At 37.1% G+C, this 12,313-nt stretch carries 12 protein-coding genes; all 12 read right to left on the reverse strand.

All coding sequences use genetic code 11. The annotated features are described in order from the left end of the window. Positions 1 to 642 precede the first annotated feature (642 nt). Entirely contained in the window at positions 643 to 1,452 is an 810-nt protein-coding gene (locus JMM81_RS11455; protein WP_256241708.1) for an HAD family hydrolase, read from the reverse strand. 15 nt (positions 1,453 to 1,467) lie between these two features. Then, positions 1,468 to 2,577: a cysteine protease StiP family protein gene (locus JMM81_RS11460; RefSeq protein ID WP_256241709.1), complete on the reverse strand. Its 1,110-nt coding sequence runs from the start codon at positions 2,575 to 2,577 to the stop codon at positions 1,468 to 1,470. Between the two features lie 35 nt (positions 2,578 to 2,612). Then, positions 2,613 to 3,998, reverse strand: a complete 1,386-nt coding sequence (locus tag JMM81_RS11465) for a phosphoribosyltransferase family protein (protein ID WP_256241710.1) — start codon at positions 3,996 to 3,998, stop codon at positions 2,613 to 2,615. Beyond that, positions 3,995 to 5,203 carry an HpcH/HpaI aldolase/citrate lyase family protein gene (locus JMM81_RS11470; RefSeq protein WP_256241711.1) on the reverse strand — a complete coding sequence of 403 codons (1,209 nt, stop codon included), beginning with the start codon at positions 5,201 to 5,203 and terminating at the stop codon, positions 3,995 to 3,997. The genes JMM81_RS11465 and JMM81_RS11470 overlap by 4 nt, the downstream gene beginning before the upstream one ends. Before the next feature lie 61 nt (positions 5,204 to 5,264). Further along, entirely contained in the window at positions 5,265 to 6,038 is a 774-nt protein-coding gene (locus JMM81_RS11475; RefSeq protein WP_256241712.1) for a TerC family protein, read from the reverse strand. Between the two features lie 87 nt (positions 6,039 to 6,125). Next, positions 6,126 to 6,704 carry a TerD family protein gene (locus JMM81_RS11480; protein ID WP_256241713.1) on the reverse strand — a complete coding sequence of 193 codons (579 nt, stop codon included), beginning with the start codon at positions 6,702 to 6,704 and terminating at the stop codon, positions 6,126 to 6,128. A 196-nt stretch (positions 6,705 to 6,900) separates the two neighbouring features. Next, positions 6,901 to 7,635: an SDR family oxidoreductase gene (locus JMM81_RS11485; protein ID WP_256241714.1), complete on the reverse strand. Its 735-nt coding sequence runs from the start codon at positions 7,633 to 7,635 to the stop codon at positions 6,901 to 6,903. 313 nt (positions 7,636 to 7,948) lie between these two features. Further along, entirely contained in the window at positions 7,949 to 9,037 is a 1,089-nt protein-coding gene (locus tag JMM81_RS11490; RefSeq protein ID WP_256241715.1) for a GerAB/ArcD/ProY family transporter, read from the reverse strand. Between the two features lie 27 nt (positions 9,038 to 9,064). Continuing rightward, complete coding sequence (locus JMM81_RS11495; RefSeq protein ID WP_256241716.1) at positions 9,065 to 9,289, reverse strand: hypothetical protein; 225 nt, start codon at positions 9,287 to 9,289, stop codon at positions 9,065 to 9,067. Further along, positions 9,289 to 10,470 (reverse strand): Ger(x)C family spore germination protein, encoded by a 1,182-nt coding sequence (locus JMM81_RS11500; RefSeq protein WP_256241717.1) that lies wholly within the window; start codon positions 10,468 to 10,470, stop codon positions 9,289 to 9,291. The genes JMM81_RS11495 and JMM81_RS11500 overlap by 1 nt, the downstream gene beginning before the upstream one ends. A gap of 4 nt (positions 10,471 to 10,474) precedes the next feature. Further along, positions 10,475 to 10,606, reverse strand: a complete 132-nt coding sequence (locus JMM81_RS11505) for a hypothetical protein (protein WP_256241718.1) — start codon at positions 10,604 to 10,606, stop codon at positions 10,475 to 10,477. Between the two features lie 15 nt (positions 10,607 to 10,621). Continuing rightward, on the reverse strand, positions 10,622 to 12,190 hold the full coding sequence (locus JMM81_RS11510; protein WP_256241719.1) for a spore germination protein: 1,569 nt from the start codon (positions 12,188 to 12,190) through the stop codon (positions 10,622 to 10,624). Positions 12,191 to 12,313: the final 123 nt, after the last annotated feature.

The following is a 12,313-nucleotide window of genomic DNA, read 5'->3' on the forward strand; positions in this document are numbered from 1 at the left end:
ATAATAGAAAAGATAGTATATTTGCAAACACTAGTTCAATTCCTACTCTGTATACAAAAACCATCCATTATCTGGATGGTTCCTGGCATCTATCTTAGGGAAAACCATGTAAGAAAATGTTACAAAGTATGTGATTTTTTTAAGGTCCAATAGTATATTTTAAATATATCTTTGGGAAAGGGATGATTATTTATGAAAAAGCCGATGAATAATTTAATGAAAAATATCTTGTGTATCTCCGAAGTCATTTACTTGTATTTACTGTTCATTCTAGTCGAGTTACAAACCATTACTGTAGACAAATTAAAGTAGCCATATATGAAGTTTCAAAGGACTTTTTTCATAAAAGCCGTATTAAATAAGAGCTTAATTATATCATGGGCATCATCAATGATAGAAAAACCACTAACTTCCCCTCCAACTACGGGCCTCATACACAGTCGATTCTTATCTATTTTCATCTCTGCATAAGATTTTTTAAATCCTCTACATTCTTCTATAATGCGTTTTTCATATATGTGAAAGAACAGCGCAAATTCTACCATGCTTTGAATTCACACTGTTCTTTCACATATACATTTCATCTAACATGCTTCATCATCCATCCCTGATAAGCAAATTCTCTTTCTAATGACGATTGAATCACTTAAATACAGTGGGATTTAATTCTAAAAGCTTCATCATGAGTTCTTCTGTTGAAGCAGCACCATTATGATGAATCCATTTTACTTTTGAGTCATCACCCTGTACTTCAAATAATTCACCATGAATCGGACTATATCCTATATTGGCTCCAATAAGCATATCATAATCCAAAATCGAATCTCCTGCAGCTACATGAATATCGTAATCGACATAACTTTGTAAATGTTCTACAGCAAATACTTTATTTAAATGATAAGGAAGAACATATAACTTTCTCCCATGAAGGAACATTCTCCATCCTATTTCAACTAATTCTTTTTCGAATACAGCTAGTTCTGCATATGGTATATGTTCTTTATTCACACGAAACATATAGAATAAATCATCCACATAAAATTCTCCTTCTACCCACGAATAATGACGGATTTTCGCAAATGTTCTTAACATATCTTCATTAGGTGATGAATTTGCTGATAATCGTTGACGGATTAATTGACTCCATTCCCTATCTGGTTGTCCATCTATTAAAATCGTTCCACCATTACTCGTAATCGCATACTTCGGTTTGATCATATTTGTCATTCCATAGATTCTTTCATACTGGTACAAAGCCCTTGTTGTCACTGGTACAAAGAGATGTTCTTCATTAAATCGTTGTAAAAGATCCATTGAACGTTGAGACATAAAGGTAATAACCTGATCACCCTTAGATTCAACCGGTGTTACTTCCCCATTTAGAGGATATGCTTTCATCATTTTATCTGAATATATTAAAGTACGATCTAAATCCGAAGTAAATAAGATCAAAAAAACACCCCTTTTCTATAACTTTTTAATAATTCCACAACATGAATAAGACATATCTGTAAATTCTTCAATAGGCACATTTTGTTCTTTCGCAAGCATGAAGATATGTGTTAAATCATGAGAAGAATTTGGATTAACAAGGATTTTCCACGGTATACGACGAAGTAAAACTCGTGTTGTTTCACCAACACCCGGTTTTACAAAATTTTGGTTGTGAATATCAAACTTTTCTTGAATTCGTTCAACCGATTTTAGCCCCTTCCACGAGGGTGCTTTATCTTCTTTTTCAAGTTCTACTAATTTTTCGGCTACTTCTTGTTGCACTTTTTCAAATTCCCTTTCCACTCTATCTACATAAAGATTGGACACATCCACACCTGCTAATTCTTTATAATATTTGGCTCCATGAAAATCGCCTTTTTTCATAAAATCATAGTTTAATACTGTTCGGCTTACCAGTCCAGATACGGTTGAATTTAAACATGCGGATGGAATCAAAAAGTCATCTCTCGTTCCGAAAATACGCACACAATAGCCTGGGTCTGCTAATACAGCTAGACTAGAATCTATTTTGTTTTCGTGAGAATGATTGTATTTCCTACACGCCTCCTCTAACTCGTAAGTGATGGCGCCCTTACCTGTCCAACCGTCAATAAATTGAACCTTTGCTTGAGGATGATTTTCAAAAATATAATGAATCGCGGTTTCATCAATGCCCCTGCCGCGTATAATAGAGATCGAATAATGGGGAACTTCTACTCTATATTTAAAAGATAAGTATCTTTTAATTAATATTCCAATAGGTATGCCCGCTCGTGCTAGGCTAACAAGCACTACCTTTTCAAGTCCCTTTTTTTCTTTAATTTGTTCTGCCACTACGCCAACAGCAATAGCAATACGTTTAGCATACAGTTCTAATGTTTGATGAAACAAAGAGATATATTTTTCTGTTGGTTGATATTCTACAGGAAGCATCTCAGAATAATGTACTCCGGATTGGATCAGACTTTCTTTCTCTTCTGTCTTTGTTTCCGATACATAGTTGCTAATGTCTTGTAATAAAAAAGTAACGTCTTCTTCTTTATAACTTCCCATCTTATCTGGCTTTACATTCGTTTTAAGCATGTTTCTCCCTCCGATATTCATGCTGGTATCCTTTTCTACTCAATGGTTTCTGTCATGGTTACTATATGAATATATGGAATCTTTGTTTTCCTTAATTCAGCTATTAATGAATGTGAATGATGTAAAGCTGACATTCTTTCAACAAAAATGAAAATCTCATCATATTGGTTAGATTCAATGTTGTATAAATGGTTGATCACACCACTGTTCTCAGGGCTATCAAACTCAAATTTTTGTTGTATCGTATAGGATTCTCGATCGGTTTGATAGATTGGACTACGAGTTGTCGATTGGAAATAAATATCGGGACCCATCTCTGAAGCCACTCGCATCGGAACATACATAAACTCTCCCGTTCCAATGACTAATGTTTCCCCCCCTTTTCGATACTCTTTTAAATAGTTGGCGATCACACGAGATTGATGGGAAAATTCTTCTTCACTTTCGATCGACAGTCCAAATCGACCCGTTGTTTGTAAATAAGGTGATTGATTCTCAGTTCCATTTGCAGTAGTAGAAGTAACCTTATGCAACATCGTTGAGTTCATAAAATGGTGTATAGGGATATAGGTTATTTCTTGATGTTCTGCAAGGGTTGATTCCATCTCTTTTTCCTCTAATACCGGTTCTCCGGTAACAGATACAACTCCGTCTATTAAAGAAATGGCATGAATTTTGACCTCTAATTCTCTCTCTAATTGGCGGTATTCTTCTCGATGCTCCTGTGTTCTCCAATCTAGAATGGAAACAACCGTAAAGACCTTTTTAAGTGGGTAGTTGGCTTTTATGGTTCGAATAATATTTAAGGCTGTTTTTCCAGTGGTTATTTCATCATCCACTAGTACCACTTCGTTATCATCGTTAAAAAAATGAGAGTCCATCGCATAAACTCTATGACTAGTAGCATGAGAATGCTCTTCTTCAAAAGTAATGACTGATGTAAGCTCATCGATTTGTTCTCTTGTTGTATGGATGTATTTTGCATGATTGGCGAATGTACTAAATACGGAATGACCTAACGCTGTAGCCGTCTCTGCAAAACCGATGAACGTTGTGGGTCTTGGAAGTGAAATAGGTGAATTTTTCATGGAAGCCCATGCACCTTCTATAGCGATATCTGTATTTGTTTGAATCGCTTCTGCTATTTTTTGTGCACGTGGATCTTTTAATCCATAAACCATTTCCATATACCGTAAAGATAATAAACTTCCTACAAGTAAAGGGATTGCAGGATTTACAGCAAGATGTTTTCCTAATACCTTGCTAACAAACAGGAAGCTTCTTTTTTTATTGATACGTGTAGCCATTTGAAATAGCTGATCCAATTGAAAGTGATAAGGATTATTTAATACTTCTACTTCCACTCTTAAATCATCTAAGACGTTATACGTTTCTTTCTGTAGAACAGTCACTCTTTTCATGATTTCACCTCATATAGCTCTTTTTCTTCTTGATTCTCCATAATCAAACTTGTGTAATCTTGATCTTCATTATAAACACCAAACGTGTTGGCTCGCAGTAAAATTCGTTTAGCCCAATAATAATGCGGTTTTACCTCGTTCATCTTGTTCTCATATGTACTTTTTAATACACCTATTTGACCTTCACTATTTGAAATAATACTCAAAGCATCCGTATATTCTTCATGGGTGACGGTATATAAAGAATGAACGGGTTTAATATGTGTTGGATGAATAATCGTTTTCCCGATAATTCCGTTTAATTTATCTAATATCACTTCATTAATTAAACCATCCATATATTCATTCATTAGTTCAGTTCGTTTTTGCATACCTGTTCTTCCATAACTCTTGAAAGGACTCATACGCAGTTTAGGTTTTAAGATACGTTGATCTTTTGAAAAGAACTCCCAAACCGGACCTGAAATGACATACCCCTCTTCTTGTCTATTAAATACGTTAATAACGTCTGTTAAACAATCTCTAATAACAGATACATCATAAATCGTTGTGTCTACTTGCCTTCTAATGCCAAATAATCCACAGAAGTCAGTAGCACCTACACGAACATTAAGAATATACTTTTTATAAGGATCTAAAAGGTTTTTAATGTCTAACAATGTTTTCATTCTTGACTCTTTGTATAAAATATCGGAAGATTCTAAAATTGGCATGCCGTAAAGCACGAGATTATCCCTGTTATTCTCTTCAAGGATTTCTAAAAACTCTTTTCCATTATTATACGAGAATTTCGGGAAGACATATCCTGTTAAAACTTGTTGGAAATAGCCAAGCTTTACGGTTAATTTTCTCAAGTGCTCTGGTTCTCTAACCCGGATGAAAATAAGCGGTAAATCTTCTATGGTTATTTTTTGTTCTTCAAGCGCATAGTAAATGGCTTCAAGATGTTTCAATAACTGATTTTCGGCCTCTTGTAGTTGATTGTCACCGACAGCATCCTCCAAGTCAATGACCATTGACGTCAGGTCTTTCAACTTTTTCTCAATTACATCCTTTGCAATATTTTCTCTTGTTGCAGGCATATAGAGAGTTGCACCTAAGGCATAAGAAAGAACCTCTCTATTTGTATATTTGGAAAAAGATTCCGGTTCTTTATAGAAGATGATTTTTATTCTTTCTTTTGTTTCATAGTTAAAATGTTTCATCGGTTTCTCCTTCCATTCCCATTAAATAAAGGCTACTGCTTGTACAGTAGCCCACCAAACATTATTCTTTAGTAGCAGCCATTTCCGTCTCTGCTGATTTTTTCTTATTCGTAAAGTGAATGATAAAGGTAATGATAAAGGCAAGAATGATGATTGCGAAGAATGCATAATGCGATAAGTGGAATCCGAATACACTTGCGAACATTTTTGCAGAGATAATACCAATTAAGATAAAGGCTGTATTCTCAAGTTCAGGAACTTTTTCAATGAGAACTAAGAAAACACCTGCAATCGTACGCATCATTAAGATCCCTAACATACCCCCAACCAAAAGCACCCATACTTGGTCAGAAATAGCAAATGCAGCAAGGATCGAATCGACTGAGAACGCAATGTCCATCATTTCAACTGATACTACAGTTGCCCAAAAAGTACCAAATATGCGAACTAACCAAGAATCTTTTTTGAACTCTTTTGCTTCATCTTCATCTCCACCCTTTTTACGGAAGTGGTTGATTACAATCCAAGCTAGATAAGCAGCACCTAAGACTTTAATAAACCAGAATTTAATCAGATAGACACCAATCCCGATAAATAGAAAACGGAAAAAGTAAGCACCGAACATCCCGTACATCAGGGCTTTCTTTCTTTGTTTCTCTGGGAGGTGTTTGACCAATACTGCTAAAACAAGGGCATTATCTGCAGATAACAAACCTTCAATGAGAATCAACGAACCGATTAGTCCCCAAGCTACAGGGTCTGTTAATACTTCTCCCCACATTTGCCAATCAAAAAACATAGCATAGGTGCTTAAAATTTGTTCGATAATTTCCAAAATATATTCCTCCGTCGTCTTGCCTATAATAGTTTGAGAGGAAAAAACCTCTCAAACTTGATGTTCAAAGATTATCAAGTTATAAAATTATGCGTCAAGCCCATAAGCATGAACAAGTGATTGTAAACCTCCTTGATAGCCTGACCCAACAGCATTAAACTTCCAATCATTTCCGTGTTTGTAAATTTCACAGAAAATAACAGCTGTTTCGATACTGAAATCTTCGCCAAGGTCGTAATGTAATACTTCGACACCTGTATCTTCATTGACTAGTCGCACAAATGCGTTTGAGATTTGACCAAAGTTTTGGTGACGAGCATCTGCATCATGAATCGTTACCGTAATGGCTATTCTCTGCACATCCTGTGGGATTTTTGAAAGGTCAATCTTGATTTGTTCATCGTCGCCATCGCCTTCTCCAGTTCTATTATCCCCTGTATGAATAACAGATCCATCCGCACTTTGAAGGTTATTATAAAAAATAAAATCCAGTTCACTTCGGCATTTACCATTTGCATTTAAAATAAATGCTGAAGCATCAATGTCATAATCTTGTCCACCATCAAATTGTTTAACATCCCAGCCTAAGCCGATTACCATTTTTTGTAGAGTAGGATCATTTTTTGTTAAATCAATACGTTGACCTTTGCTAAGTTGAATTGCCATATTCAATATTCCCCTTCTATAGTCTATATTTTTTATAGTTGAGCGGTAAATCTCTCTGATTAACCACTTAACTCATATTGATATATGCATGAATTAATCATATCAATTGACCTTTCATTATACAAATAAGAAGTTTGAAAAAAAGTAATAGGTGCCAGGTACCATCCACTATCTGGATGGTACCTGGCACCTATTTTTACAGTTTCGGTCGAACCGTAATTTCGTTTACGTTCACATACGCTGGTTGTGTAACTGCATATACAATTGCATTCGCAATATCCTCTGATTTTAAAAGAGTTTTATCTTGTTTACTCTTCAAATTAGCACGTACCTCTTCGTCTGTAATATAGTCTCTGAGTTCCGTCTCTACTGCGCCTGGTGAGATATTGGTTACACGTAATCCTGTATTGGAAAACTCTTTTTCCATCCCCATTGATAAAGCGCGAACAGCAAATTTTGTTGCGGAATACACCGTGCTAGTGCGAGACACTTCCTGTCCTGATACAGAAGAAATATTAATGATATGTCCGGTATCTTGTTCAAGCATCGTTGGTAGAACTGCATGAAAAGCATGAAGGACGCCTTTGATATTCACGTCCACCATCTTTGTCCATTCATCAACAAGATCGTTTTTTAAATACGAAAGCAGCATAACGCCTGCATTATTGACTAGAATATCGATCGATCCAAATGCTTCCTTCGTTTTTTTCGCCAGCATTTCTACTTCAACCTTGTCCGTTACATCTGTCTTGACTACGATCGCCTTTGCCTTCGTTTCCTTTTCAATTTTCTCTTTCAGTGCTTCGAGACGTTCTGTACGCCGTGCTGCTAACGCAACATTTGCACCTGCATTCGCTAAAGCAAATGCTGTCGCTTCCCCTATACCACTACTAGCTCCTGTAATAATCGCCGTTTTTCCATCCAGTGTCATATCAAGACCTCCCAATCCTTTTTTAACCATTAAATTGTAACAGAACACTTTTTATTTTGAAATAAATTGCAATGAATAAATTCATATTCGTACCCTTTTATTAGATTAGAACAAATATGTTTCTCTAATGCAACATTTTGTCATGAGTGCATAGACTATAGAAAAGGAGATGGTACGGATGAATTGTACTCGTCGGACAAGGCTTAAAGTTTTAGGCTATTCCATTCTGTTTAAAAAACTAGGTATCATTAATGAACAAGAGTATAAAAATATTACACAAAAATAGGTGCCAGGCACCTATTTTTTATTATCCTCAGGCCATTACCTTTTTTCGTATAACGACAATCAGCAGAAGCAAAAAGGGAATAGCTATATTAAACCCAAATGCATAAAAGGGCAAAACGGTCCCTATAACACTTGATAATTCGGAAAAATTCTCTATCCCCCAAAAACTGAACAATACATTAAAAACTCCTATCGGAAAAACGATAGATCGGGTATCAGAAAGTCCTAATACTTGAGCAGTTGCCAGTACAGTAATATAGTACTGCACGCTTAGTTTAATAAATGTCCCTGATACCCAGATTGCGATCACAATAGACTCAAGATGTTCCAAGAAATCAGCAATACTAATATATCTTGCAGCACTCAAGACTGGATAAACATAATTGCTTGTCGTTCCTCCAAACACAAAAAGAATGGTGATATTTGTAATAACTAGAGTCAGCATCACAGCACCTACAGAGATCAGACTCCATTTCCTTCCTTTTTCTTCATCTGTGACGTATGGAAGAAGATAGGCGATGAAAAAGAAAAGAGTAAACATGGACAGAGGTATAGCTGATCCTTTTATAGGGGGCATAAGACCATTTTCCATGATCGGCAAAAGGTGCTTAAAATTGAATTCAGGTATAAGAAGGATAATGATGACGATTAGAGAAACCAAATAAATAGGAAAGAACATCTGCGCAGCTCTCCCTACAACTTCCAGCCCTCCTCGAACAGCAAAACCACAAACTAGAACCAACCCAGAAGTAACGACGATCATCGGAGTATTGGGCAGAAAGGCTCCTATCGAAAGCTCAGTGTATTGCCTTATCGTAAACCCATTTGTAAAAAGCAAGTTAAAGATGAATAGGAATCCGAGCGCTTTCCCCAATACTTTACCGAGAATATGTTCACTATATTCGATCAAGGTTTGTTTAGGAAAAAACTTATGCAACCGATAGGCCATGTAAACGGCTAGAAATCCTATGACCGAAGCCATAATGGGGGAAAGCCATAAATCATTTTTGGCATGTTTCGCTGTACCACTCGGAACAGAAAGAAGCGCACTAGCAATAATGGTCGGATAAAACATAATTCCCATTTGTAGGGACGAGATTTTCCCTTTTTCGATCATATCGTTGTCTTCTCCCTTTTGAAATTACTATTCAAGAAATTGGCCTAGAGGCTTAAGAATAATCTTAATTAAGTGAGTAGGTCCCGGCATATTGGGAAAGAAAATAAGAAGGACGGCCAGCAGCCATCCTGCTATTGTTAATGTTAGAAAAGCCCATTTTTCCTTTTTCTGATTCTTATTCATTTTTGGCCATTCATAGAGTGTCATGAGAATAGCAACAAATGTAATCCCAAATATAGAGGCTACATCCATTACTCTTTTACCTCTTCTTCTGTTATTCCTTGCGGTACAGTGGACATTCCTGGTCTTCTTATATACGCTTTCGCTTGGATTTCAACATCTATTTCTGAAAACTTCTCATCCCATTGACCTTTTACCTCTGACCATTGATCTGGAAATACACGGTGAAAAGTATCAGCAAAACCAACAATATCAACGTTCATCTTTTTTTGCACTTTTTCAAGCGCCAGGCATATTCGCGCTTCAATCCTTTTTTCCATTTGTTTTTGAAGCGTGTTCACAATTTTAGGATTCATAACATTTAGTTTTGTTTCGTTTTCAACAATATCGTCCTCCGTCGTCACTTTAATGATCATTTTCCAGCGATCATTCTCAATTTTCGGAATCAACTCCGTACGAGAGCGAAGAAGGTTAAATGAAATCTGACCTTCAGCCTCTTCTGGTTCTATGACGACAGCAGCCAATTGAATTTCATCTCTTAACCATAAGATCCCTCTTGTGACTTCTTCATCAATTCGACCAATCATTTTATCCTTCTTAAACACAGCCGTTCCATTCACTTTTAAACCGCCCTTTCCTTGTTCTTCCTTTTCTACTTCAATCCAAGGAAGTACCGCTGCCCCACTTTCCCCGCTTAACATTTCTAGTAACTCTTTTAACGTCATACTCATTCCAATCTGAAAATTGGCTATTTCTCTAGCGACTTCAGCTGAACTATTATCAAAATCAGGAACCACCTTCAAAACATCAGTGGCTTTACCTTTACTAACAAATACATACGCTCTAAGTCGTGGTCCTGGGTGACGGGCGAAAAAATCAATATGTCTCTGCATTCCGTCTTCGGCTAATTTCTCCCCAATAATGATCACCCGATTATGTCCCCAAAAAATACGGCGGGAAACACTTGCTTGAAGCTTGGACATGGCATCGAAAACCGTTCTGCCTGTTACTTTTTCGACGGTCGTCGGCTGTTCCCCTCCCCCTTGACCACCACTAGATCCCTGACCTACCCCCATCGCTTTTGGAATCGCCATCTGTACGGAAAGCTCCAATTCTCCATCATCAGTTAGATCAAGCCCAGTTGCCATAACAAGCCCTATGTCATTGATTTCTACACGATCCCAGCAGCCTGTAAGGAATAATGTAGATAAACAAATAAAAAAGCTAATGGCTATTTTAACTTTTGTTATCATCTTTTTATTCACCCGTTTCCCTACTTTCCTGTAATGGCCCGAGTATAACTGCTGACCGAATGATCGGATGAATCATGGTCAACATCTGCAAGGAACGTACCCTTTTTCCATCACCTTGTTTCACTTCTTTATCCATGAAAGACAGGAATCTTTAGTTGTTATCCTCTCTAGTCGGACCAGGCTTCTGTCCAGGGGCTTGTCGATATTTCTTATACTCCCCTGTAAAGTGGGGCCTTGTATCCATCTTCCACCATGGAGCCCGAATCAAGACATCCTTCCATTCATCTACCTGCATAGGAGCCATTGGGCTAAGAAAGGGTACCCCAAAAGAACGAAGGGTACATAAATGGATGATGAGTGTAATAACCCCAAGCATGATACCTAGTAGTCCAAGTATTCCAGCCAAAAGAATCATCGGAAAGCGAAGCATACGAATCGCAATAGATGCTGAATAGCGTGGAATTGTAAACGAAGCAATTCCTGTAATCGCCACCACCATCACCATTGGTGCAGAAACAATTCCTGCAGAAACAGCAGCTTCCCCTATGACGAGAGCCCCGACAATGCTTACTGCCGCTCCGACTTGTTTTGGAAGTCTTAGTCCCGCTTCACGAAGCGCTTCAAAGGTGATTTCCATGATTAAAGCTTCAATGAGAGCAGGAAATGGAACTTGCTCTCGGGATGCCGCCATACTAATCAAAAGAGTCGTAGGAACCATTTCATGGTGGTAAGTGATCACGGCCACATACAAGGAAGGCAAAAGTAAAGAAATCACTAGGAAAAGATAACGAAGCCAGCGAATCGCCGTTCCAATTAAGAATCGTCCATAATAATCCTCACTCGCTTGTAGGAGAGAATAAAGAGTAGTAGGTACAATGATTGAAAAAGGAGTTCCGTCAACGAGTAGCGCTACACGGCCTTCAAGCAGAGCCGAGGTAACGATATCAGGACGTTCTGTCGATAAAACCTGTGGAAAAGGCGAATACGGGTTATCTTCTATAAATTCTTCAACCATTCCGCTTTCTACGATTCCATCAATGTCAATTCGACTTAGTCGATTTTTCACTTCTTCAATTAATGTCTTGTCTGCGACTCCCTCCAAATAAGAAATCACAACATTTGTTTTCGTGTACCGGCCAATTTCCATTGATTCCATTTTTAAATCAGGGCTTCTAATTTTTCTGCGCAGTAACGAGGTATTGATCCTGATTGTTTCAACAAATCCTTCACGTGGCCCTTTGACAACCATCTCTGCTGATGGTTCCTCAACAGATCGCATCTCCCATTTTGAAAGCCCTAATGCAAAACCAGTTTTCCTCTTGTCTACTACAATCACTGGATTTCCTAAGGAAATTTCGTTTGTGCATTCAGAAAATGCACGGATTTCTTTGACGTCGGAAACAGATATTTTTTTTTCGATTAAATCGTTAACATGATCAAATTTCTCATCTGTTATCTGCATAAGCGGGGAAAGAACATTTTCATCTATTTCTTCCATGTTTGACAGACCATCAATATAAATCAAAAGAGCCTTTTCTTTTCCACCTATGAAAAAGGAGCGAAAGATCACATCCGAACCATTTTTATAAATAGAGCGAAGCTTGTTTTCATTTTCTAGTAAATTATTAGATAGAAGATCCTGTTTTTGAATAGATGTTTCTATACTTTGTTTTTTTTCCGTCCTATTCGTTTTGAATAGCTTTCGTATCATCCTATTCATCTTAGTTTTTTCTCCAGTCAAAATCCTGTTTTTTTTAGAGTTGTTTTTTTAAAGGAATTTTATACCTAAAACGTAAACTAAAACTAAGATTTCCAATATTTGATTCATCTATTTTCGATAATA

The organism is Bacillus sp. V3B, from assembly GCF_024494465.1.
Lineage (GTDB): Bacteria > Bacillota > Bacilli > Bacillales > Cytobacillaceae > Bacillus_BD.